The following is a 25,991-nucleotide window of genomic DNA, read 5'->3' as shown; positions in this document are numbered from 1 at the left end:
TTCAGTTGTTTTTTGCTGTATTTCTAGTTCACTTACTTGCTCTTCTAACGGATCTGTTACTTCTTTTCCAGCGCCGCTATCTTTTGCTTTCTTAATCTCTTTATTTAGTGAATCTATTTTCTTTTTCCCTTGATCATAGCGCATTGTTGCCATTTTTTGATCAAGCTCAGCTTGCTTCAATTGTAGATTGATTTCTTCATTATCATAAGAGAATAACTTCGTCCCTTTTTCTACTTCTTGCCCTTCTTTCACCGCAATATCCTTCACTTTTCCTTTTGTCGGATCTGCATAGAAGCTCTCAATATTCCCAGGCTTTACTTGTCCAGAAATCAATTTTGTATTATTGAGTGTACGTTCTGTTACTTTCTCAAAGCTAACAGCGTCTCCCTTTGCTGTCTCCTTCTTCTTACCTTGCATAACAAAAATATTGACGGCTGCAACGATGACAATTAATGCAATAACCCCAATGATAATCCATTTTTTCTTTTTAGTTGGTCGATGTGTTGTAGTTGGTAACATAATGTCTTCCCCTTAATGATGATATAATTTAGTACATACGTTTATTGAACAATTTATATGGGACAACCACCTAAAGTAACTGGCTATAAACCAAAAAATAAAAGCTAAAAACCTTTTAATACCTTAGGCTATATGAAGCACAAAATAAAGAGGTCGATCCTTTATTTTAAAGAAACTGACCTCTTTATTTTGTGCTTCATATGATATAAATAATTGCAAAAACTAAACTACATCACTGCTTTTAATAATTCTGTTACTAATGGAATTACTCCACCAATGAATTTCAAAACTGCAATTGCGATTTCCATATGATTTCCTCCTCTTTTTTGAGTATTGAATTGTGGTAAATTTTTATACTACTATAATAGCGAGAATTCATTTGGATATCAATGCATTTCAATATGCAATATTTCATATTTATACGATTTTTTAATTTTTTAATATATCAAATCTAAAGTGTTTTCTGATGAATTCAACAGTTAATGAACATAAAAGTTTCCCTATTTAAAAAGAAGTTAATTTTTGTGATTTTCTTCTTTTTTGTGGCAGATCCTAGATAATTTGACTATTAATAAGTGAACTAATGTTCATTAGACATAGAGGACACCCTCCTATTATAAAGCATGACATTAAAAAAGTTATGGGATCTTCAAAAGAGGTGATACAAGCGACTCAATTGCGATATTTTAACAACCGAATACTCCGTCAGCCTACTCTGTTGTTTGATAAGTGTTTCTCGAAGCAGCTATTATAAATGGCTAAACTGACAAGGAATCCTTGCACCAAGACAATAGGAAAGTGAAGGGCTGAAACACTTCATCCAACAGTGTTATGAGAAAGTAAAAGGTGTGTATGGTTATAGTAGGAGGTGATACATATGGTAAATTTACGTGAAATAAGAAATACTCATAAAAAAAGAGATAAAGCATTTTATGAAGTGCTTTATCTCTTTTTTATGAGTGAGGAATGTATTTGGGGATATTTTCGGTATGTTTTTACACAATTTCCGTATCGCATAAATTTTATTTTAATATGTGCTATTACATATTATTTTATCATTCCCTCGACAGAAGAATCCCACTTCAAAGAATGTAAAAGGTGTAGCCCAATGAGTAGGTGGGAGATGAATGTCGGTTAGGCGTAAGCCTAAAGGTTATTGGGTTTACAACGAATAAAGAATACTGGGATTTTAGTATTCAGCGTATCTAGAGATGTAGGTTGTGTGCAACGAATCCGTAAGTACCATATTTTAGAGTTTGTGTATCAAATTCAATGTGTTAAAAATGTATGTTATGTAATTTTATAGTTCTTGGTTTTAATTTGATGTAAAGTATTTATGAATACGATAGTAAAAATTATGACCAATAAAGCCTTTTCCCACAAAAAGTTATGTCTAAGTATAAGATTTGCACATAAATTATACCAATTAATAATTAATAAGATCCCAAAAATCCACACACAACTTTTTAATGTGTTTAAGCGGTATTGATATTCTAATATATTTCTCTTCATATATTTCTGCTCCTATTCGATATAATTAAATAGAATTGTAAACATGATAAGTTAATTTGAAACTTATGTGGAAGAACTTTCTCTTGAAAGAGTCAATAAATCTGGTTACAGCCCTAATTACACATAAAGAAAAAGAATCCCTTATGATTTCTAGGATTCTTTTTCTTGTTTAAAGTTTGCTCATACAAATGATCTGCACCTCAATTCATCTTTGATATACAGACCATTTGTATGATAATTTTTATAAATAATTGCTGAATAAAGAACTTACATAAATGCTTTTAAAAGCTCTTGTACGAATGGAATTACTCCACCTATAAATTTTAAAACGGCCATTGCGATTGCCATAGTATTTCCTCCTCTTTTTTGATGTTAAGATGTAGTACATCTTTATGCTTTTATTATAGTAAGCACTTACTTTTTTATCAATACATTTTAATATGCAATATTTCATATTAAGATGCATTTTAAATTCTCTTCCTTTTTTTATGTGTTCATAGATTAAGTGATACAGGGGTTCAGACGAGATACCTGTAAAACGGGGTACCTTCAACATTTTATAAAATAGTATGCCTCTTTATCTTGTATATATTGAAGGTCTTTCAAATGAAAATAACCTAAGTCTCAGATACATAAATCATTCGCTTTCACAGTTGGGACACACAGAGAGCCGTAAGTGCGATCATGTTGTTTACCTGGACCTGTATGAATATGTAGGAACTGTCCACTTAACAGATCATACTCAAGTTGAATTTTTATCCCAGCTGTATGGCTGCATCCTCCTGCACCTGGATAAACGAATGAAAATATATCCGGAAGTTGAAATGCAGTTGAATCTAAAATACGAATACGCTTGAAAACGGAAGTGTATGGAGAAGAAATCGGCATAGATGAGGCCAATTTTTTGCTTAGTAGTTCGGCTAGTATGTGTTGTAAAAGTTGGACGGCCGCTTTATTAAATCGTTGATTCAGTCCCTCAGGACTGATGGGTACTTCTGTTGATGCTTCTAAACAGCTAGATAACTGAGTTAAAGAAGTCATAGCTACATTTTGGCTCATCCATACACATAAAGCGACTAAATCTTTTGCTTGGTACTTACTGGTTCGTTGTACAAAACCAACATCTCTAGCAAGATCCCGTAAGGTATTTGGAGATAAAAAACTTTGAATCTCTTGAGCAAATAGTTGTAATTCGTCAGACACAGAAACAAACATAAAAAACGCTATCCTTTCCTATGATTCTACAGAAAGAATAGCGTATTTTTTCATTTTAGGGGGCATTTCTTTTTATTAGCTTGATAGCGATGTGGCGGTACCCCTATTCTCAATAGAGTACACTCTATTGAGAAGGTTAAATATGCAATTTTGCATTTTATTAATTTTATAGCATGTAAACATATTGATTCGTATATAATTTTAGGGTTATAAGGGTAGCATGCCATTCCGATCAAGTTAAGATATTAAAGTAGCTCCTAAACGAAAATTTTATTATTTTACAGTTATTTATGAGAATTCAACTCTTTTTTTCGTCTTGGGAAACAACCCATTTCTTAAGTTGATGGGTATGTGTAGTGAGTCCTATCTTAGTCTAAGTACATCATAACATTCTAACTATTATGGAGCGTGTATTATAATGAAAAAGATTTTATTATTGTTTATAACATTAGGAATACTTATAGGATGTGAAAAATCTGATTCGTGTGATGAATCAAGAGCCATCTACTCTGGAAATTGTAATTTTTCTAATACACTCACAAGCGACAAAGCTGAATTACAATTAGATTCCAGATAATTGCTTTTATACTTAATTTCAAACTAATTGTTCATCAGATTATTATACATTTCATGTAGATTATTCTTGGGGTTCTGTTGCAAAGTTTCACAAGAGATAGACATAGATCAGCGTATATGACTAAATATGGTTCTGGTGCAAAAATGTTAGTTAGAATCATAGAATAGCAATTTCCTCTACATTTCTATCTTATGAAGCTAAGCCAAACAATTTATGAATAAATTCTTTCTGGTTTTGGACGGATTCGTCCGGTAAAACAACTTGTCCTTTTTTCATCATATGCATGGCTTCAACACCACTCAATATAGAGATTGCTGTTTTAAATGATTTTAATCCTAACATAGAACGAACTCGGATTAATCACCGCATCTTCTGGCGCCATGTCTAAAAAATATTTAAAGGACATGTCATATTTTGAGCGTTCAACAACATCTACATCTGATAAGTCAAAAATGGACTTTAGCAATAAATATTTGAACATACGAACAGGCGGCACTGCATTGCGGCCATTATCAAGACAATATTTATTCTGTAATTCCTCTAAAACAAAAGAAAACTCAACTAATTCATTAAATTGACGAAGCATATTATCTTTCGGCACGACGATATCGTAAATTGCCATGAAAGGACTAAGGTTAAGAGATTGTTGGTTTGAAATCATCCGAGACACCACCTAGAATTAGTACAACTATTATGCATAAAAATGGTGAAGGCTTCCTCGATTTCATCGAGGAAGCCTTCACTTGTTTAAACTATATGGACTTTTTCAGTGGCCTCTTTGATTCTGCCCTCTTTTTTAGCTCATTAATAAAAAATTATTTTTCGTTTCTTTGTGTGAATAACAAGCTGTGATTTAATCCACTTTTAATATAATTGGTTAATTGCTTCCCAATAAGAGTATACAGCTGCTTTAGCTTGCTCTTCTGAAGTAAACTGTTCAATGTTTGGTAAAAAACTCCTTCCTTTATATTGAAATAATTTTTCTGTTCTAAATGCTTCTTTTTCATATTCTGCAATTTCTCTATGCAATAGATATTGGTTGTTTCCGACATGCTCAATTAAATAGTTGGACGGCTTAATGATTTTATCTTTAAAAATTTCTGGATTCGCTTGCATTAATTTCATAAGCTTTTCCTTTCATCTATTTCTCCTTTTGGTAAACTACTTCTCCTTGTAAAATTGTCATTAAAACTTGAGCATCTGGAATCTTATCCTTACTCATTTCAGTTATATTTTCATCAAGTACTACCATATCAGCAGATTTACCTACTTCAATAGAACCAGCTATATTATCAAGTCCTAATGATTTGGCAGGCTTAATTGTATAAGCATCAATAGCTGCGTATACATCAGGTAAACCTTTTTCACCAATGCTTAGTGAATTCGAAATAGTGACAAGTGGATTCAGTTCATTTACGTCCCAATCACTACTAAGCGATACATTTGCTCCTGTTTTCCAAATTCGTCCTAGCGGCATAATTCGTTTCATCTGTTGATCTGAAAAATACATACTTGCCCAGCTTTGCTTAGGATCTTCCGCAAAATCATGCCCTACTTGAAAATCCGCACTAACACCTAAAATCAGCAAAACGGTTAATATCACTATCTTCTACCATTTCCACGTGCGTGAGCGTATAAGGTTGTTTTGCTCCTTCTTTTTTCGCTGCTTCAATTGCGTTTAAACTCTCTCTTGCTCCACCGTCTCCAATTGTATGAATCAATGCACCATAACCAATTTTATCGAGTTCGGTCAACCACCATTTCATTTTCTGCTCTGGAATATAGTTCAAACCATATGGAGTTCCTTTAAACCACTCAAATTTATATTTTTCTAGTGTTTTAGCTGTGCTGTTAATACTAATTCCATCACTATACATTTTCACTTGATTAATAAGCATTCGAGACGATGAATCGTCTCGCCTAATTTTTTTGAAATACTCAATTTGTTCTGCTTCATTTAAATTTGGATACACCCACGGACGAAGTACTACTCGTGATGTTAACTTTTTCTCATCATTAACTTTATTCCAGACATCTAACCAACCTCGTTTCCAATATAGACGTCCATCACCAACTGTAGTAATACCATTCTTCGCAACCTCATCTAAGCCATCCAATAAACCTTCGTAATTTTTTTCAAACAGATTTGGTTGTGAACTCCATGCTTTCTCCATCACAATATCACCAGCTGAGTCATAAAGAATACCAAAAGGCTCTCCTGTTTCCGGGTCCCGAATAATTCTTCCCCCCCTGTGGATCTTTCGTCTCTTTATTCATTCCAGCCAACTCCATTGCTTTGGAGTTAACCCATACAGAATGAGAGGTTCTTTCCATAATTACTACAGGATTATTGGGGAACAGCTCATCAAGGAGCTGCAATGGAGTCTGCTCTTCCGATTCTTCGCTCATGTCTTTTAACAAACTTTCCAAACTAAATCCCGATCCGCTTATCCATTCCCCTTCTTTTAAATCTTTTTGACAATCCTTTAAATACGAACGTTGGTCTTGTAATGAAGCATCTGATGACACACTACAATTTCCTGCCGCGGGTGATTTTGCTTCAAATATATGATTATGATTGTCCACAAAACCGGGAAGGACGGAACGCCCTTGTAGATTTATGACTTTCGTATCTTTATTTATAAATTCTTCTACATCCTTGTCGGAACCAACAAATATAATTTTACCATCTTTAATTGCTACTGCTTCTGCCATATCTTGTTTTTCATTAGAAGTATAGATTTTCCCATTTTTAAATACTACATTGTCTGGCAAATGGTTAGGCAGAACAGTGCTATTTCGCTTGGCTTCCCCCACTTCAGGAGCGCATGCTGAAATCAATACCATATTAAATGACCATTAGTGCTTTCTTTGGAATTTCCTTCATTTTTCTACTCCTTTTATTAAGATAAATTGCTTTTGAAAATAGAATAAACGTTAACATAGTGTCAAGGTCAAATCATTATTGTTGTTACTTTTTAATAACTGAAAAACAAATTTGCGTCACATAATCCTCTACTGGGCAATCGCATTCAGGACCCTTTAAATAGACTTCACATGGTGGAGCAACTATCAGATATCCATTATTTTTAATCCATTCTTCTAGCGCCATATAACCGTAACCTATATCGTCATAACTCCCATGATGCAAGGTAGTAACAATTTGATGCTGAGCTAGCTTTTTTATCTCCCAATCCCATGATAAATTTCCAGTGTTCTCATAAATAATTGGAATTCTTAATTCAATATCACTGTGATTCGGAATATACTCTTCATCATAGAAGATGGCGGATGGAGAACCTATTATTTGAAAATTATTCACTTGTACTTTTTCATATAATAAATCAAAATGTTCATCTATATCATTAATATCGATTTGTAATCTTTGCGTTATGACAGTTATTTCACTTCTCATTCCAATTAATATATCGTAGTGTCTACGTTGGATTGAAATGAGATCTATGCTTCTATTTATCATTTCACTCATTTCGGAAATAACCTGTAAATGTTCTCTTACTTCATGTGATAACTCCATAATTTGCGATTTCATATGTTTGATAAGTGAATTTTGGTCTGATGACTGAAGAATTATTTTGATTTTCGAGAGAGGAAATCTGTACTCTCTTAGTTTTTTGATTTGTAATGCCATTTCCAATTGACCCTGTTCATAATACCTATATCCATTTATGGGATTAATATATGCTGGTTTCAGTATTTCCTCTTTGTCGTAATGTCTCAACATCCGAGTACTCATTTTACAAATTCGAGAAAATTCAGTAATTTTATACATTTAAATACTCCTTGAGTAACTTTATTTACTACGCCTTTTATGATCTCATATAATAACCTTTCACCCTCATAATAAGCATGAACGTGAAAGGTATTATATTTTTTTACAGGGAGTTTGCAAACAGACATCATTTCCAATTAAAAAAATCCGAAATGGAGAATTCATCCTCCCGACTTTTCATTCTTTTAAATTTTTGAGGTAACAAATGAATGGGACAATACCACGTTAAGCAATTAATTGCGCCTCCCATTGTCGATATATCTCCTACATGAACTGGAATCGCATGTTTATCAGTATGTTTTTGGATGTATTGTAAGACTTCCTGATCTTTAGATAATCCAAACCTAGGAACATAGAGAGCATCTTTTGTTTCTAACATGTTTATATATAGACCTTTGGCTGATGCAATCTCTTGATCATATTGCCCTTCTTCTGTATATGAAGAAGGAACAACTACAAACTCCGCTTCAGGCATTTGCTCTCGAATAATCTCTTGAATGCTATGCCTAAATTCGTAATCTCCTAGAAAGTCACTGATAAACATTGTATATTCATCAATAAACTTAATCATACCGTCTACATGTGCAAGCACATCTCCTGGTTCAGAAGGAATGATAATAACTCGACTGACATCTAAATCCCATTCCAGTTGCTCTATAATTTCTTTTTCTGTCCAATCATAATTATCATCAAGTATACGATCCGTTAATATAATTGTATCTTTTTTATTCCAAATGAGATTACCGCCATCTAATATCAATGGGGAAGTAATATATTCAAAGTCATTTTTCTTCAGCCATTTATTGAATTGTTGATTTAAATATCGACTTTGACTTTCAGGTAAGTAATTTGGTTGGTATTTAAATTTAACGAGGTGATTTGTTACAACTGGTGCAACGTCTCTTAACCAAATGTCGTCATACTCAAAAAAGTTTGTATCAAAGTCTTGTTCTTCCACAGTTAAAGATATAAGTTGATCGGTAAATGCTTTATTTTCATTTAGGTTCTCATTAAAATAAATAAGATCTTCATAAAATGGTCGATAATATTGATTCGATTTATTTGGTATTGCAGTAAAAATAATTCCATTGTGTATTTGATTCATATTGTTTACCTCACTATTTTAAGGGTTATTGAGTAACTGATTGAAACAAGTCATTATCAAGATAAAGTGAAACTTTAATCAGTGGGGGGCTTCATCCCTCAATGATTATTAGCTCTCATCAATCTGACTTTTACGAGCAGCCCGACCCCCCACCTAATTTCTTTGCTTTTGCCGAATTTTGAGATGGGGTTCTTACTGCCCGCAAATAGCTGGATACATACAACTATTCCTCAATTCAATTCTCTTATGATTCTATATTTTAGAAACGTGCACATTTCATGAGTGGATTATAGCACGGAGAAATATTATATATTTATATAAAAAATATAAAGCCGTGGTTAAGCGAAAAATTCGCTCTTGACAAGATTTAAAAACCAAGCCATCATCCATATAAATTCAACTTTTAAAATGAATTACATAATAAAAAAGTTACACTCTCATAATAGTGTTTTGGAATGTAATTGGTTATTTGTTATTAGTAAATTGCGTAATAGTGACCTTTAGATAAATCTCAAGTAGTTAATATTAAGTCATATCAAAAAGGAAGAATTATTTTCCCTCAAAACACCTTAGAGAAAAATGATAAATACCAAAATTAAATTTACAAAAATACATAACATAATGAAGAAGTATGAAAAACGAAATTGAGGAAATTTCGTGGTATTAACGTAAAACAGTTCACTATCATATAACTCTGGAGATAAAAATATCATATGTATTTTTTTAGTACTGCTAATTACATGGTAATTATCTATCATTAAACTGAAGCTATGATATAAAGAAAAGTCCATGTGTGTTTTATTAAATGTATTTCTACTTTTGAATTCATTTATGAAGAGAATATAAAAAGAGTTCTAAATGAATAGAACTCTTTTTGTTAATGATATGAATAAATAATTTAAAAAGTCTCATGAAATATGCAATTAGATGATTTTTTTATGAGAATTTAAAGCTGACGACTCTAATAGATTATTTTGATTGTATAAGTGTAATAAATGAGTTTCCACTCCTATACAAATCCCTTCTAGTGGAAGGTCATTTGGATCATGACCGAATGGATCTTCGATTTCAACTCCTATCGCTTCAATCCCTATAAATGCAAAACTAATAAACGTAGTTGCAAGCACTGTAAACCATCCGAGACTATCAACAAGACCAATTGGTAAAGTCCCACAAAATATAATCAGTAAACTTTTTATATGGGCGAAATATGCAAAAGGAATAGGGGTTGCTTTGATACGGTCACATCCACCAATAGCAGTAAGCAAATTATTCAAATCAGCTTCCATATTAATTATTATATTGGGGTGAAGGTGACCAGATCTTAATCCTTTTGATAGGATAGTTTTTAACATAAACACAATAGTAATCGGTAAATAGTTTGACTCAATCAATAGCTTTTTTTCCTTATCAGAACATAATTTAAACAAATCTTTTACTTCAGATAAATCTTTTTCATCTCTCAAATGTTGTTTAGCCAATTTTGGAAAAGCAATTAATAGATGTAAAAACTTCAGCTTCTCCTGATCCGTATTTTCCCCTTTAGAATCCCAATGACTTAAAAAACTCACCGCCAAATTCCTAGTAGAGCCACCAATAGCGCCAAATAACTTTCTTCCTTCCCAATACCTATCATAGGCAGTATTGGTCCGAAATACTAATAGTAAACCTAAAGCTCCACCAACAATAACCCATGGAGTTTGATTTATATTTATTTCTACATAACAGTGATTAATTATAACCATACCTGTTGAGACACATATATATAATAAAATTTGAGGGGAAATATCCCTTATAATCGTTCCTTTTAATGTAAATACTCGATGTAAGCTATCTTGATTGTTGTAATGAACCATATTTACATAAACCTCTTTCTTTATTAACTTATTTATATTTTTACGGTAATCAAATTCAACATAAAACCAGCTGGATATTATTAAAAAATACAATACCTAACTTTATTTTACTTAGAGGGGTGAAAAAATCCTTTTGTATGAAAAACATACCTGAGCTTTACCATCATCTAATTACAAATTCTTAATTTTACTTGATTGTTTTACAGTCTGTATGTTCTCTGTATTAAAAATTAACAGATTATAAAATTAAATAATAGAATAGTGAATCCAATACCGATTTATCCTTTGTTCATAAACATATGATTTTCTGAACAAGTATCTCTTAACGTACAGTAGCTGTCTGTACGCTAAGCATAAAGCAAGTTAAATAAGTCCATTCATAATGTCTAAAGGGACCTTGCTCACACAAATGATCTGCACATCAATTCATCTTTGATATACAGATCATTTGTATGATAATTTTTATAAATAATTGCTAAATAATGAACTTACATAAATGCTTTTAAAAGCTCTTGTACGAATGGAAGTAATCCACCTACAAATTTTAAAACTGACATTGTGATTTCCATAATATTTCCTCCTCTTTCTTGGTGTTAAAATGTGGGCATTTATGATGATACTCTACTAGAAAAAACTTTTATTTCCATATATTACATATTGTAATTATAATTTTTAAAGTTATACTTTTTCTATAACTTTAAAAATTTGTATTATCAATTATACACTATACGGAAATAATAACTACTCAGCAATACCTTTAATTTAGGAGTTTCATAGGCGAAAATTCGGTCTATTTTTTTGCTACAACACAAACATGTGCGATAACACTACATCTTGTGATAAAACAGGCAAATATATTTTGGTGAATTTTTCCAAATATCTTATATCTTCATGAGGTGACTGCATAGTTACCAGAAATATTTATATAAGTTACGTATAAGGGTTGAGTTTTTAGGAGGTTTAAATGAGAAAAATATTGCCAGGAGCCATTTCATCTCATACCCAGTATGGGTATTTAAAGGTGCCGAAAAATGTCAAAAGCGAGTGTCCTAAATGCGGTAAATCAAGTGAATTTACGTTAAAAACGAATTTTTACCAAGTTACAAAAAGAGGATTATTCGCAGAAGGGCTTTGTTTTGAATGTAAAAAGCCATCAGAATTCGTGATTATGTTTAATGATTATATGGATCGAATAAATGAAGAAGTAGAAGTTTATATTTATAGTCCTTATTTAAAAGATCCTTCAGATCAGCTCGAACGCAATAAACATGTCCCTATAGACCTTGTCAGGGCGTATCGCTCTACTTTAAATGTCAGTCAGTCAAAAGATAATTCTGCTGCTGCAGTAATGTCAAAACGAGTTCTTGAAAGTGTCCTCAAACATTTTCTTGGAGAGAAAAGTAATGGGCAGCCTCTTTCCCAGCAATTTGAGCAATTGCCAAAATATATCGATTTAACTAAACCGATTCAAGATGTTGGCCACCTCGTTCATCCAGACAGCCCTCTTTATGAGATGCTTGAATTGAAACAGGAAATTGATGATGAAACAGTAGCTTTATTAACAGAATTATTAGAAGTCCTTATCCAGTATTTATTTGTGTTGCCTGAAAAAATCGAATCAGTACATGATAAGATTGAACAGAAATTTAAAAAGGTGTAGCACGCACATTTTAATATTTTTATACGCTAAGAGATTTTCAAAAACCAACAGCATGATTTCAATTGGGATTTTAATTTAAAGATAAGTTTTGAGAAACCGTTTAAGCTATTTTTAGCTTATTTTACGTTTTTTACGTTGAAGTGCATTTGTCTCAAATACTTACTGACGCTTTTGAGATTAGGGGATTTTCTTAGATTAGTAAAATCAACGCTTTTTCATGCCGAATTTTGCTTAGCGTATATTTCCGTTAAAATGCGGGCGGTACGTCCTACTCATCCACTTAAGAATTTTTCTATCCTCAAGTATAAAAAATGTTATTCTTTCTAAACCAACTAAATTATATTTCATAAAAATGTTTTAGACTGCAAAAGATATTTGTAACCTGAAAAGGGATTTTCCATTCACATAATCGTCTCTATTGGAAGTGAGTGATATTAACTATTGAGTTCTTAAGAAAAATTGGCTTCTTTAGCTAACTAAAGGCATCAGATTTTAAAGTATTCAGCATCAATAAGTATGTATCCTATGAAGGTTAAGAGAAGAACTAGAGTAAAAAAGATTGTTTTTTGCTTTTTACTTCTTTTTTAAACCATCCCCATCTTTTGTTATCCATATCTAAACAATAGTAATCAACAAGAAGAAATAACAGAATGAGTAAGAAATAGAAAAAGATATTCAGTATAATCTTCTCCTTTATTATTATCATAGACGCATCAACTTCCTTTTAATTCCATTTTATCAAAAATGATGCTATGTCACATTATGAATATTCTATTCATGGGGTACGGAAACGATTCACAGAATAACCCGCCATATCCGAAAATCCCTCTAATTTCGGCCGGTTCTTTTTATTATACTTTGTCTTGTAGTTCTATTTCTTCTGTCTATTTTAGTCAGAGTATATTTCAAAATTACATCAGCATTAAAATACAGGAACATTCTAAAAATCCCCCCTTATAAATTTATAAAATATATTGTTATATTCTTAAACTTATAATAAACTTACAAATTTCTTAATATTCAGAAATTTATAAAGGAGGCATTATTATGGCAATCGCAATTGCAATTTTATCATTTTTAGGTGGAGTAATTCCGTTAGTAACAACTCTTTTAAAAACGTTCATGTAATCCTTACTTCTTTACAATGAATTATCATCTTACAAATGATCTGTTTATCAAGGCTAAATTGATGTACAAATCATTTGTGTGAGTCTAAATAGCAAAAATGCTTATTTCCCTCTGACCTGTACCCTATAAAATGGACAGTTTAATAAAAAGACCTTTAAAAATTAAGCACTTAAAAAATAGCCACAAAAAGAAGGAATCGTTGCCGTGCCCCTTATACATTCCTCTTTGTTCACTAATTTACAAAATTCATTTATTAAACTTTTAGAAACTATATGTTATACTTGATAGGTAGATAGTCAGTAGTCGGCAATCTAATTAAACTGTGGGCCCTAGCTTTGCACCTAGCTAGGGCTTTTGGCTATTCATCAAGTACTATGTGATATACATTCACTATAATTATTTTTATCTATTCCTCATGGTTTCTAACATCTTGTCATTGTAATGTACTATTTCTTTTCTCTGTTTCACGTTTTCCCTTGTTTTCCATCATTTCAAATCATAAATCCATTATTTAGTTACTTTATGAAGCAATACTACCATTTGAATTTAGATACAAAATATCAAAATTCAAATAATTAAAATTGATATATTATTGTTCCTACAATACTAGATCTATCAATATATCCCAGACCATTTCGACTATCTTTACTATGGTAACGGTTATCCCCCATTACAAATAATTTATTTGAAGGTACTTCTCTTTCTTCAAAGTTAGCAAGATATTGGGATTTATTACTTAAATCTTTATAAATATAGTTTTCTTTTTTTTCCTTTCCATTAATATACAGAATATCATTTTCTATTTTAACTTTGTCCTTTGGCAATCCAATTATCCTTTTCACATAATACTTAGGATCATTGGGTTTTTTTATAATAACAATTTCTCCATGACGTAATGGAAAAATTGCTGCACCTGCTCTATTAACTAGTATATACTCTTCATTTTGTAAAGTAGGATACATAGATTCCCCTTCTATTTTACATAATAAAAAGTTTAAACTTATTATCATAAGCATCACTGTAATCAATAAAAACAATGTTATATTACACCAATATTTTGGGTTCTTTTGCTTCATGTTTTTCCATTCCTTATTGATTATTTTCATGAAAAACGCCTCTACAAAATTTTAATGTAGGGGCGTTTCGTTTATATATATTTACTAGAAGCATTCAACTTGTTTGTTTATGGAGAAACGTTACTTCCTTGATTCTTTTTTAAAGCGAAATATGCATCTAAGATATCTTTACCAATCATTGAATTAATTCCACCTTTATCATCATTTACCCATGGTACAACAACGGAAAATGCAACCTCTGGATTATCATATGGGGCATATCCTGCTAAAGTTAAATTGTAACAATGAATACGATTCCCTTCTGAATCTCTACCAACAGGATCCTCGCCTCCATAAACTGTTTGCGCTGTTCCTGTTTTACCAGCTGGTTTATAAGGAGCTTTTTGAAAATACCTCACACCAGTTCCATCACCCTCTTGGAACACTTGCCTAAAGCCTTCTTGTACTCGGTCGATATATTCCTTTTTCATATCTACGCGGTTCAGCACAATGGGTTGCATAGTTTGTACAACTTTACCAATATCTTCTTCTTGCGTTGTTTGCTCCCGAATTTCTTGTACAATCTGCGGCTTCATTCGATACCCCCCATTTGCAATGGTAGAAACATACTGTGCAAGTTGCAAAGGCGTATATGTATCAAACTGACCAATAGCTAAATCTAGTAAAAAACCTGGTTGATAATTTTGTTTTTTTTGTTGTCCCAACGTTTCATTTGGTAAATCAATTCCAGTCGAAACTCCTAATCCAAATTGCCCAAAATAATATCTCATCCTATCAAATGTAGCCGCTTTAATATCTAAAGAACTGTTCGGTACATAATTTATACCTGCAATTTTTAAAGCTGTATTAAACATATACACGTTAGATGAAACTTGTAATGCTCTTATATCATCAATAGTTCCAAAGTCTTTCCAAGATTTCTTAGCTTTTGCTGTTCCCTTAAATTTCATTGGTGCATCATAAAAATATGTTCCTGGTGTTATGGCACCTGTCTCATATCCTGTTAAAAGTGTTGCTCCCTTTACAGTAGATCCAAGCTCGTAGGAGCTTGTCATTGTGCCTAAAGCATAATCTTCCACTTCTATATTTCCATCTTTTTTGACTAATTTTTTCCCTGCCATAGATAAAAGTTGCCCCGTTTTTGGATTCATCATAACAACAAATGCTCGGTCTAATAAACGTTCTGAACCTTTAAAAGCTTTTAAATGCTTTTCAATAATCTCTTCTACCTGTTTCTGTAATTTCATGTCTATTGTTAACGTTACATTGTTTCCGCTTTTCCCTTTAGAAACGGTTTCCGTTCGAATAATGTTTCCTTCTTTATCAGTAATATTTTTAATTTCTGCTTTTGTTCCATGTAATACATCTTCATATCGTTGTTCAATATAACTTTTTCCTACGCGATCATTGCGGCTATAACCACGTACCATATAAGAGTCTAAGTGTTCTTTAGGCAGTCCTTCTTCAGAATTTGTTATATTACCCAATACCGAACGAAATAAATCACCATTTACATAATTACGTTCCCATTCAACTGTTGTATCTACCCCTGGGTATTTAGCTAAATTTTCACTTATAATGGTGTATTCTTTCTCAGGCACATTTTTCTTTATAATTTGAGGTGTCATTGAGTAGCCCGAACTCATTTTACTTTTAATAGCTAATACTTTTAAATCTTTTGGTGTTAATTCGCCTAGTTCTTTATCTGTGATACGTTCTCGTCTTAATTCCTCTATTTTTTTATCAAGCTCTTTCCCTTCAATATTTTTGGCTCGGAATTTTGCCTCATCTTGTTTCGTAATCTTTTTTTGAGCCTTTTCCTTATTTAACTTTACCCAAAAATCCTTTTTATCTGTTTCGGTTAACTTATTTATGTCTTCTTCTGGCATTTCAAGTACGTTCGCCAGATCTCTAGCTGTTTTTAGAATACCTTCTGAATCTACACCCTTCATCCTTGTATATGTAATAGTACGAATAGCATTGTTGTTAACAACTTTTTCTCCTTCTCGATCAAAAATTTGCCCACGTGGAACGGGAATGCTGATTGTGGAATTCCCTTGTTTCTCCGCTATATTCTTATAACTCTCTCCATCAATGATTTGTACTTTTCCTAGCTGAATAATAACAGCTGAAAATAGTAAAAATACACAGAAAAACAATATATTCAACCTTAAGGGAATCGTACTTTTTTTAGTATTTTTTTTCTGTTTTTGTTTCATTTCATTCTCCTCTTAAGTACAATATATTAAAATAATACAGTTCTAAATGTAATTAAAAATAATAAGTTTATTACAGCTGATAGATTTCTAATAAAAAATCATTAACTAATTTAGTATATTGCATTTTACGATTAACGATAATACAACTTCAAATACCCAAGTAAACTTATTAATATGTTATTAAACGGGAGTATTTGTACTTTTCGGAAATAATAAACATTATTATAAATCAAATAAAAACGACATTATATTAAACGTTTCCAATCCGTCTGTTACTAGCATAACTACTAATGTGAGAGCGATAGATCCATTTTCAAATGAAAAATAAAATAGCAATACCTAGATAAACTCATTTCTTAATTATACAAATGAAAATTTTCCTGTCAAACAAAATTAAAGAACACTTTCTCTATTTAGAGTCTTTAGGGATATCTTTAACGACAATAATTTAATATCTTTATATATAAGTTTTATAAAATTTATTCCACAATAAATTTATTCAAAATCTAAATTGTAAGCACCCTGTCCTACGGATTATACACATTTCATGTTCAATCTTCTCAACAAGCGTGTTCCATAATTTTGTTATTGTTTGAAAAATGTTTTTTGAATCCTCACAAATTTTATCGAATTGTTAATAATCGTTTTATGAATGAACTGTATAAAATACCTTTTTAAAATTGTGTAGTGTATAAGTTTTATTCAAAAATATAAATTACGTTTAAACGACATTTAAAATAAATAAATCACCAAAAATTGATTCCGATATACTTATTCACCACCTTTATCAATTTAACTTTTTGACAAATTATTTTTTTGTTGATACATCATTATTACTTATATTAATATGTTTTTATTGCTATATTTTAAAAATACATATTTAATAAAAACAATACGAATATTCTTGAGTAATAGGAGGTTTTATTATCAAAGGTAAACACCGTAAGATTGTCCTCACAATATTAGGTTTTTATTCAATTTTAATACTTTACTTTATGTTTCTTGGTTTTGATAGGTTGGGATTAAAATATATTAATTATGAATACCAATACCAGTTAATTCCGACTAGTATTCCTTTAGGATTACCAAATATGACAGGTGAAGAAGACTTTAACCTATGGGTTTTTAATTTTGGGAATTTAACTGCATTCATACCTTTTGGAGTACTAATTCCTTTGTTATACCGCTGTAGCTTCATTCGATTCATTACCTCATTTTGTATTTCAATCCTTATACTAGAAGTTTTACAAATGCTAACTTTTCTTGGAGGTTTTGACATTGATGATGTAATTGTGAATGCAATGGGTGCTATAATAGGATTTGCTGCATATAAAATAGGATTTCGTTCAAATACTTTTTTAAAAAAACTTATTATTACTTGTGTAACAGCATCAATCCTTACTTTAGGATTGATTGTTGTTGTAGGTGAATTTAACAAATCATTAGAAAAGCAGCCACACTCTCTCAAAAACGGAACTATTATAGGACTAAATCAACTGACAGAAACTAATGGATATGCACCGAAAGACAAAAATTTCCATAGTTTTGAAATTGCTCATAAAAAAATTGAATCTAAATTAAATATGTATAGTAGTAATGGAACAGATTTTCAGCAATTTAAATACTTGTTAAAGGGTAAATATATAAAAATTTCGGGCTATCTTGGTATCCCAGATGGTGCTAGTAAACGTTCTGGAAAGATAATTATTTCTGTGGATGGAAAAGATGTACAAACAGTTCAATTCTCTGAAAAAAACATATCTACATCAAAAAGTTCCTTTGAAATAGAGTTGGATAAAGCAAATGAACTTTGTATCAAGTTCATTGATACCGATGTATTACTATGGGATGTTACACTTACAGAATGGAAAAAATAAAGAATACAAGTCTTCCAATTTAGGGTATATACCGAACACCTATATCTTAATATGCAATATTGCATATCATATTATTATTTATTTCTGTTAAAATCTTAGAAGTGGATTGTTCATCTAGCAGTTCACAACAGCGTATATTTATTAGTATAATGCTAACCCTAATTACAGACAAAGGGAGAAGAATGTTTATCACTCTTCTCCCTTTGTTTATGTAATTTTTTACGAAGCATTTATGAACTACTCGCCACCTAGCCTTCGCTTAGGGGTGGCATCTTCTCAGTCCCGCGACGAAAATAATCATTCATCTTTCTTAGCATTACTTCCCTTATTCCCTATATTAGATATCGGGAGAATGAAATTTCTTTCGATACCTTGATTATTTTACAAAATGGTGATATTTTTTTAAGAACACTTAGAGATGATTTACTATATCACTAAATGTTACTAATTTTTTAATTAGAAATCTAAAATGCTGTATCTGTTTATTTAATTGCGAAGAATATCACTTGTATATTATAACTATATTGAGAAATTATTCTATTATGTATATAATGTTTTAGGAATTTATGTCCGTTTCAGGGCTAGGGGATACACCCTGCAGTGTAAAAAAGTCTAAATATGTACATGATGGCCATTAACATACTAAACAACAAATGTTAGAGCATTTTTTTAAATGGAATATAATAGGCTACTAGAGGAAGGTATTATGAATCAAAATAATGTATATCCATTTAACCAACAGGTTCGTCATCAACAACTAATACAAAGTAGAAATTTAAAAGCAGCTAGAAGGAAAAAAGCATTAAGTATATGTGTATTAATAACTTTTATTTTGTTATTATTTTTAAATCGCTTTGGAAAAATTTCAACAATATATGTAACTGGAAATGAAATAATTTCAAAAGCAGAAATTATAAGTCTATCCAATTTAAGCGACAAAGATAATTATTGGAATTTACATGAAGAAGATATAAAAAAAAGAATACAGAAAAATAATCTGATTAAAGAAGTCGAAATTTCAAAGAACTTTCCAAGTCGAGTCACTATTAATATTAAAGAAAATAGCACTGTTGCATATATGATTAAAGATAATAAGTATTATCTTCTACTTGAAAATGGTACAATGTTGGATAAATTTACAAATGATAAAATCTCCAAAAGTGTACCTGTAATAAAACAATTTACTAGAAATGATGAAAAACAACTTAGAAAACTTATTTCGGAGTTAAATAAATTACCGAGCGAAATACAAAGTATAATATCTGAGATTAATTTTTTGCCAACTAAGAATGATAAATTCCATATATATCTATATGCGAAAAATGGGTTTACAGTGAGCGCTTCAATCACTGATTTGTCTGAAAAAATGGAACTATATCCAGTCATAACTAAAAACTTAGATTCTAAACAATACCCTGTAATTCACTTAGAAGATTCTATATTTGCAAATAACAAATTATAAGCCTTGAAATTACATTTGCTATTATAGGAAAAATAAAAAAGAACTTGTAGTAATGAACTGCCCCCAATTGTTAAAATGTGTCTAACTTTTTGGGGTCACTTCAGAACTATCGGCTTTTTGTTATGTTGGGATTTTCAAAAACTAGTTTCTTGTCCTGGTCACATACGGATAAATCGGATCTCTTAATTCGAAGTCATACGTTTCTCCATTCACAATTCCTACCACCTTCCCACTGTCATATAAATCGAGCAAGAAACCGGCCATTTGTTCAGCTGTATGGAATTTAGGAACAACACCATTATATTCAAAATTATCAACATCATAGGATCGTTTCGCAAATTCGGTCTCTGTTGCAGCAGGAGCCAAGACTTTCGCTTGCATGGCTGCTCCTTTTCCTTTCAATTCTTGTGCGAGACCTTCTGTAAAGGCACTTACATAGAACTTTGTCGCGCAGTAGGTCACAGCATCAGCAACAATCAAGTATCCTCCTCCTGAAGAAATATTGATGATTTGCGTTCCTTCAACATCTGTATAGTCACGTACATAAAGAGAGGACAGAACGGTTAAGGCTTCAATATTCAAGTGAAGCATCGTCTCAATTTTATTTAAATTTTGTTCCCCAACGGAAGCAAAGTTTCCAAACCCGCGACTTCAGTCGTGGGTCATTGACAGAATCATTCCCTATTCTTTAATTTTAAAAATCTTATTTGGATTCAGAATGTTTTTCGGATCAAGAGCTTGTTTCATTTTTTTCATCACAAGAAGTGCTGCTCCATGCTCTTTTTCTTGATATTTTTGTTTACCAATCCCTACCCCATGTTCACCTGTACATGTTCCACCGCGCTCAAGAGCATACATCACAATTTTTTCATTTGCCGCTTCTGTTTTATGCACTTCCTCTGTATCATTTGGATTCACCATTAATAGAACGTGAAAATTCCCATCTCCGACATGTCCAAGTATTCCCCCAACAATTCCCATAGAATCTAAAGTCTCTTTTGCATACTGTATTGCACTTGCTAACTCTGAAATTGGTACACAAACATCCATACTCATCAGTTTTTTCCCTGGGCAACTATGAACATAAGCGTATGCTAAATTATGTCTTGCTTCCCATAATTTATTTCTTGCTGCTGTTTCTGTTTCAAATGAAACAGCCTTACACTTGTGATCTTTAACAATTTCTTTTGTGAAATCAATATCTTGTTTTAATCCCGCTTCATTTCCATGAAACTCTAAAAATAACGTTGGCTCTTCCCTATAGTTTGTTTCACTATATTTGTTAACTTGTTTCATTGAAAGTTCATCGACAAGCTCAATTCTCGCAATCGGAATGCCAGCTTGTAAAATATCAATTACAGCTTCTACCGCATCATTCACTGTCGGAAAAGATGCTCTTGCTGCCATCGTATGCTCAGGTATTCCATATACTCTTAGCGTTAATTCCGTAAAACAGCCAAGTGTTCCTTCTGATCCAACGAAAATACTATTTAAATGATAACCAGATGACGACTTTGCAGCTAAATTCCCTGTATGTATAATCGTTCCATCTGCAAGTACAACTTCTAAATCACGAACTTGATCACGCATAACGCCATACTTTACTGAGGTCGTTCCGCTTGCATTTGTAGCAGCCATTCCACCTAATGTTGCATCCGCCCCTGGATCCACACTGAAAAACAATCCATACTTTTTTAATTCTTTATTAAGCTGTGAACGAGTTACTCCAGGTTGCACTTTAACTAGAAAATCTTTTTCTCTTACCTCCAGCACTTGATTCATCAGTGAAAAATCAATTGTAATGCCATTTTCATATGGAATTACATGACCTTCCAAGCTTGAGCCTACTCCAAATGGTACAACTGGTGTTTGGTACTTGTTCGCTAGTTTCATTATCTCACTAACCTCTTTTGTCATTGTTGGAAATACAACAACATCAGGCAGACTGCTAGGATGATAAGATTCATCTTTACTGTGCAGTTCTCTCACCGTTTCATTTACTACTACTTGTTTTTCAGGAAGTACCTCTTTTAAAGCAATTATCAGATTTGCAGTTACAGCTTTCATTTCATTCTCTCCCACCATTCTGTTACAGATTTCATATACAATTTAAGATCTTTTTATAACGATTCATCTTATGAACTATTTCATACATAATAATCTGAAAAAACTATCAATTCAAGTCCTAAATAAAAAATGCCGTGCAATTACTATTAAGTTGGACATCCATAAGTTAATCAACTCACAAAAATATGTAACATGAAATTAGAAAAAATCTTCTTTCTCGTTAATGTGTCAGTCAAATCATCCTCAGTAATATTTGTAAAATAAAGATATTTTGTTTATATTCAAATTAACCTGATTACAATTTAGCAATAGAAATACGATGTAAATATAAATAGCATTTATGGGGGAATCAGACGTGCAATTACCGACCTTTAAATATAATCCAAACGCATTAGAACTAGGGATTATATTTAAAGAATTTACGACTTGTTCTGTTTGCAAAAACGAACGTGAGTATGTTTATAGTGGTCCTTTCTATTCTATAGAAAGGGTAGAAAGCATCTGTCCTTGGTGTATTGCTAATGGAAATGCATCTAAAAAATTTGATGGAGAATTTCAAGATCCATACTCCTGCGAGGAAGTAAGTGATGAAGAAAAAGTAAAAGAACTTATCCATAGAACGCCTGGATATGGTGGATGGAAACAGGAGTATTGGCTGAGTCATTGTAATGATTTTTGTACATTTATTGGATATGTGGAATGGGAAGAAATCGCTCATTTAGCAATTTCATATAAACGGGTTCCTACACGTTTTATTAGTTCACTACAAAATTGAATATCAATTGCCGTCATTAAATATGCCAGCCTTTCTCTTTGAAATAGCTTAACATTTTCCGGTAATTCTCCCCATACTTCTCTTGAAATTCTTTCCCAAAATCCTCTTCGATGTGCTGCATCATCATATCATGGTAAAAAGCATTTTTTATTACTTCAATTACTGCTGGATGATTCGTCTCTAATGCAGATGGCTTAATCTCTCCTCCGAAACTACCAATTAAAGCTGAACTAGAATCACAGAGAATAGAAAATTTCCTTTCATCAGCAGGCCACTCTTCATCCCTATAATGCTGGAATACATGTTTAAGAGGTGTTTTACTTGTCCCGATTGTAATTAAGATAACACTAATTCCTTTGCATTCCGCTACAAGTAGTGCCTCCTCTATATAGTGCAAGTCTTCTGACCAAACATCTACAACTATAGATGTTTCCGCATTTGCAATAACGCGGCGTACAGCATTATCTAATGCATTACTTCCTTGCCAATTATAAAAAGCAGGTGCAGGTCTAGGTGGAGTTTTTAATTGATTGATAAGTGCCTTCGAAGTCTGTTCAAATTCAGTTTGAAAAAGACGGATTAATTGCTCAATTGGAACAGCATTATAAAGAACCGTCTCCCCTTCTATGCTTCGACAAGCTCCTTTATCCGTTAATGATCGTAACGCAGCATATACATTTGTTCTTGAAACAGATACCCGTTTTGCAACTTCATAGCCAGACAAATCAGATTCTTCGTGTAATGTCAAATAACATCGCGCTTCTAGATCTGATAATCCTATCTTTTTTAATAAATCAATCATGGAAACACTCCTTACTTTGCACATAAATTTCACATTGAATTTAAGTGGTATTTTATAATACTACTTAAATTCATATTAATCTTCCCTTAAGAGAAAGTCAACAAAACTTTATCCGTCTTTTCTTACTTATAAAAAATCAGAACAACATTTTATTACGGATAAGTTTCACATGTATAATTATGGTATTTCTCATTTTTATATCGAAATGTATTCGTAAAGTCGGGGGAGTTTATAATGAAGAGTGTTTCTTTTCAAAACCTTGTTCCCCTGCTAATAAGGTTCTGAAAAGTCATTTCAATACGCGAAAACAAAAAAGTACTCATTGAGAGTACTTTTTTGTTTATTCTAATTTACTGACAGTATTCTATTGTCATCAGACTAAGAAACAAAACACATTCCAGACAGAAAAAATACTTATAACCTATATTCAAAAAGAAATATTTTAATGAATTCTATATTGTCCAGATAATTGTTCTTCTCCCATACGAACTAAACGCTTCGTTATTTCTCCGCCTACAGAACCGTTTGCACGCGCTGTAGAATCTGGTCCAAGTGTAACACCAAGTTCACGAGCAATTTCATATTTCATTTGCTCAATAGCACTCGCTGAAGCTGTTATAAGTATTTCATTTGTATTGTAATTTTCACGAATATTCATTGCTTCACCTCCAGTTAATTTCTTATATGTTTCTCTAATTACCCATAAATATACATACATAAATTCAAAATATTTAACTTCATAACAAAGGGATTCTAGAGTAGAAATCTTTTCCTAATCTATATCCTTTAAATTCATCAACATCAATATCTCCAAGTACTTTATTTCTCTACCATCCAAATTATGTTAAGATTATTTTAATATTTCGAAAAATATATAAAAGGAGCCTAATAATAATGGATGTCTACTTAGTACAACCCACAATTGACTTACAAGAAGAATATTTAGAATTCTATCAAGAATGGAAAAATAGTGGTGAAACGATGATTCCTTGGGTTATCACAAAAGATCCTTCTAATTTTCCAGCAATGGTTCAAGAGTTACTGGATGCAGCGAAAGGTAAAAACATTCCCGATAGTTGGGTACCGGACTCTACCTATTGGCTTATCACAAATGACAACAAAATCGTTGGTGCTGTAAATATTCGTCATCGTTTAACTGAGCATCTATTCAATGCTGGTGGGCATATCGGTTATGGTATTCGTCCTTCAGCAAGACAAAAAGGATATGCTACAAAATTATTAGCTTTATCATTAGAAAAAATAAAAGAATTAGGTGTTACAAAAGTACTTGTCGTTTGTGATGAAGGTAATACTGCTTCAGAAAAAACAATTTTGCATAACAGAGGACTTCGTGATAATGATTTTATCGAAGAAGATGGTAATGTTGTAAAAAGGTATTGGATTGAGCTGCAAACATTCAGTTATTAATGAAAATGGAGGGATTCACATGTCTACATTAGCAACCCAATTAGAACATATAATTCATACTGCATCTCAAAAAATTATACTTTTTTCTGACATGGATATAAAACTCGCCCCAACAAAATGGTCTAAAAAAGAAATATTAGGTCATCTTTGCGATTCCGGTACGGTAAACCATAGACGCTTTGTTGATATTCTTACTTCAAAGGAAACAATTATACTCACTGGCTATGATCAAGATTTGTGGGTTCAAGTACATAATTATCAACAATCTTTTTCAGCAAATGAAATTCTAAAATTATGGGAAGCTATTAACATACAAATGATAAAATTACTAAGCAATGTAAAGAATGAACACTGGCAACTTACATGTAAGTTGGAAGACCAACAGGAAGTAACTTTAGAATGGCTTGTTACAGATTATATTGATCATATGAACCATCATCTTAATCAAATATTTACAAAACATAAAAACTAAATTCCTTTTCACCCTTTCCCGATTTGGATTACATAACAAAAATAAAGAGGAAAGCTCACAGCCGGACCTCCTCCTTATTTTTGTTATAAAAAAACTTATGCTTTCTATACATAAGCACCTTTTTTCTCTATCATTATGCATGATGAGTCATTTGTTTTCTTTATTCTTCTTCCTTCTATTGACATCTTTTAACGTTTTACTAAATCCTAAAATCAAAATAATAAATATTATTCCAGCAATTGCTACCATTTCTAAAATGAATTGCATAGTTCTCTCCTCCTCAAAGTTCTGCCTATTATCCTTTATTAAAACTGTTATCTATTTGGACAAACTTTCATTTGGTTCACTTGGCGTTTTTATATCAAATTATAGCTGTCTAATTGTAAATATACTTTTAAAACACCCTATTTCCTATTTATTCTAGTTTATCAAAAGAAGTTTTTTAAATCAG

Annotated in this window: 16 protein-coding genes and 7 pseudogenes; 7 read left to right on the top strand and 16 right to left on the bottom strand. The window is 31.8% G+C overall.

The window, feature by feature from the left end; all coding sequences use genetic code 11:
* Positions 1-519, bottom strand: a pseudogene (locus BPMYX0001_RS14665) (efflux transporter periplasmic adaptor subunit); the annotation flags it as partial.
* An 877-nt stretch (positions 520-1,396) separates the two neighbouring features.
* Here BPMYX0001_RS14665 and BPMYX0001_RS14655 point away from each other — a divergent pair.
* Positions 1,397-1,657 (top strand): hypothetical protein, encoded by a 261-nt coding sequence (locus BPMYX0001_RS14655; RefSeq protein ID WP_033799027.1) that lies wholly within the window; start codon positions 1,397-1,399, stop codon positions 1,655-1,657.
* Between the two features lie 641 nt (positions 1,658-2,298).
* Here the strand turns inward: BPMYX0001_RS14655 and BPMYX0001_RS34735 are convergent.
* From BPMYX0001_RS34735 to BPMYX0001_RS14615, 9 genes and pseudogenes are all read right to left on the bottom strand, one after another.
* Positions 2,299-2,485, bottom strand: a pseudogene (locus tag BPMYX0001_RS34735) (hypothetical protein).
* A gap of 110 nt (positions 2,486-2,595) precedes the next feature.
* Positions 2,596-3,246 (bottom strand): annotated as a pseudogene (locus tag BPMYX0001_RS29520) (IS4 family transposase); the annotation flags it as partial.
* 766 nt (positions 3,247-4,012) lie between these two features.
* Positions 4,013-4,177: pseudogene (locus BPMYX0001_RS30930) on the bottom strand (IS6 family transposase); the annotation flags it as partial.
* Positions 4,170-4,484, bottom strand: a pseudogene (locus tag BPMYX0001_RS14640) (transposase); the annotation flags it as partial. The pseudogenes BPMYX0001_RS30930 and BPMYX0001_RS14640, both read right to left, overlap by 8 nt.
* A 203-nt stretch (positions 4,485-4,687) precedes the next feature.
* A complete protein-coding gene (locus tag BPMYX0001_RS14635; protein ID WP_006095564.1) occupies positions 4,688-4,948 on the bottom strand; it encodes a hypothetical protein in 261 nt (86 codons plus the stop codon).
* A 16-nt stretch (positions 4,949-4,964) separates the two neighbouring features.
* Positions 4,965-6,710, bottom strand: a pseudogene (locus tag BPMYX0001_RS29515) (amidohydrolase).
* An 84-nt stretch (positions 6,711-6,794) separates the two neighbouring features.
* Positions 6,795-7,613, bottom strand: a complete 819-nt coding sequence (locus tag BPMYX0001_RS14625; RefSeq protein ID WP_006095560.1) for a MerR family transcriptional regulator — start codon at positions 7,611-7,613, stop codon at positions 6,795-6,797.
* A 127-nt stretch (positions 7,614-7,740) separates the two neighbouring features.
* Positions 7,741-8,718 (bottom strand): agmatine deiminase family protein, encoded by a 978-nt coding sequence (locus BPMYX0001_RS14620; protein WP_006095559.1) that lies wholly within the window; start codon positions 8,716-8,718, stop codon positions 7,741-7,743.
* A gap of 923 nt (positions 8,719-9,641) precedes the next feature.
* A complete protein-coding gene (locus tag BPMYX0001_RS14615) occupies positions 9,642-10,574 on the bottom strand; it encodes a bestrophin family protein (RefSeq protein WP_006095558.1) in 933 nt (310 codons plus the stop codon).
* A gap of 964 nt (positions 10,575-11,538) precedes the next feature.
* Here BPMYX0001_RS14615 and BPMYX0001_RS14610 point away from each other — a divergent pair.
* A complete protein-coding gene (locus tag BPMYX0001_RS14610) occupies positions 11,539-12,234 on the top strand; it encodes a hypothetical protein (RefSeq protein WP_006095557.1) in 696 nt (231 codons plus the stop codon).
* Between the two features lie 1,703 nt (positions 12,235-13,937).
* Here the strand turns inward: BPMYX0001_RS14610 and lepB are convergent.
* On the bottom strand, positions 13,938-14,468 hold the full coding sequence (lepB, locus tag BPMYX0001_RS14605) for a signal peptidase I (protein ID WP_006095556.1): 531 nt from the start codon (positions 14,466-14,468) through the stop codon (positions 13,938-13,940).
* Between the two features lie 77 nt (positions 14,469-14,545).
* On the bottom strand, positions 14,546-16,657 hold the full coding sequence (locus tag BPMYX0001_RS14600) for a peptidoglycan D,D-transpeptidase FtsI family protein (RefSeq protein ID WP_003207932.1): 2,112 nt from the start codon (positions 16,655-16,657) through the stop codon (positions 14,546-14,548).
* A 977-nt stretch (positions 16,658-17,634) separates the two neighbouring features.
* On the opposite strand from BPMYX0001_RS14600, the gene BPMYX0001_RS14595 reads away from it, so the two are divergent.
* Both BPMYX0001_RS14595 and BPMYX0001_RS14590 read left to right on the top strand, forming a co-directional pair.
* Positions 17,635-18,534 (top strand): VanZ family protein, encoded by a 900-nt coding sequence (locus BPMYX0001_RS14595; RefSeq protein ID WP_255295776.1) that lies wholly within the window; start codon positions 17,635-17,637, stop codon positions 18,532-18,534.
* Positions 18,535-19,240: 706 nt separating this feature from the next.
* On the top strand, positions 19,241-19,996 hold the full coding sequence (locus BPMYX0001_RS14590) for a cell division protein FtsQ/DivIB (protein ID WP_240516975.1): 756 nt from the start codon (positions 19,241-19,243) through the stop codon (positions 19,994-19,996).
* 141 nt (positions 19,997-20,137) lie between these two features.
* On the opposite strand, the pseudogene BPMYX0001_RS14585 reads toward BPMYX0001_RS14590, so the two are convergent.
* Positions 20,138-20,641 (bottom strand): annotated as a pseudogene (locus BPMYX0001_RS14585) (SDR family NAD(P)-dependent oxidoreductase); the annotation flags it as partial.
* A gap of 36 nt (positions 20,642-20,677) precedes the next feature.
* Positions 20,678-22,063, bottom strand: coding sequence for an FAD-binding oxidoreductase (locus tag BPMYX0001_RS14580; protein WP_033799025.1), 1,386 nt, complete (start codon positions 22,061-22,063; stop codon positions 20,678-20,680).
* A 355-nt stretch (positions 22,064-22,418) separates the two neighbouring features.
* Between BPMYX0001_RS14580 and BPMYX0001_RS14575 the strand changes: the two genes are divergently transcribed.
* On the top strand, positions 22,419-22,838 hold the full coding sequence (locus BPMYX0001_RS14575) for a CbrC family protein (protein WP_050774413.1): 420 nt from the start codon (positions 22,419-22,421) through the stop codon (positions 22,836-22,838).
* 16 nt (positions 22,839-22,854) lie between these two features.
* Here the strand turns inward: BPMYX0001_RS14575 and BPMYX0001_RS14570 are convergent, their stop codons facing one another.
* A complete protein-coding gene (locus BPMYX0001_RS14570) occupies positions 22,855-23,640 on the bottom strand; it encodes a TrmB family transcriptional regulator (protein ID WP_006095550.1) in 786 nt (261 codons plus the stop codon).
* Between the two features lie 442 nt (positions 23,641-24,082).
* Complete coding sequence (locus BPMYX0001_RS14565) at positions 24,083-24,298, bottom strand: alpha/beta-type small acid-soluble spore protein (protein ID WP_018767404.1); 216 nt, start codon at positions 24,296-24,298, stop codon at positions 24,083-24,085.
* Positions 24,299-24,534: 236 nt separating this feature from the next.
* On the opposite strand from BPMYX0001_RS14565, the gene BPMYX0001_RS14560 reads away from it, so the two are divergent.
* Together BPMYX0001_RS14560 and BPMYX0001_RS14555 are read left to right on the top strand one after the other, a co-directional pair.
* On the top strand, positions 24,535-25,068 hold the full coding sequence (locus BPMYX0001_RS14560) for a GNAT family N-acetyltransferase (protein WP_003198930.1): 534 nt from the start codon (positions 24,535-24,537) through the stop codon (positions 25,066-25,068).
* A 19-nt stretch (positions 25,069-25,087) separates the two neighbouring features.
* On the top strand, positions 25,088-25,540 hold the full coding sequence (locus BPMYX0001_RS14555; RefSeq protein ID WP_003198931.1) for a DinB family protein: 453 nt from the start codon (positions 25,088-25,090) through the stop codon (positions 25,538-25,540).
* Positions 25,541-25,991: the final 451 nt, after the last annotated feature.

The sequence above is a fragment of the Bacillus pseudomycoides DSM 12442 genome (assembly GCF_000161455.1).
Classification (GTDB): Bacteria; Bacillota; Bacilli; order Bacillales; family Bacillaceae_G; genus Bacillus_A; species Bacillus_A pseudomycoides.
Note: the sequence above shows the minus strand (reverse complement) of the source record. Positions and strands in the feature narration are given on the sequence as shown.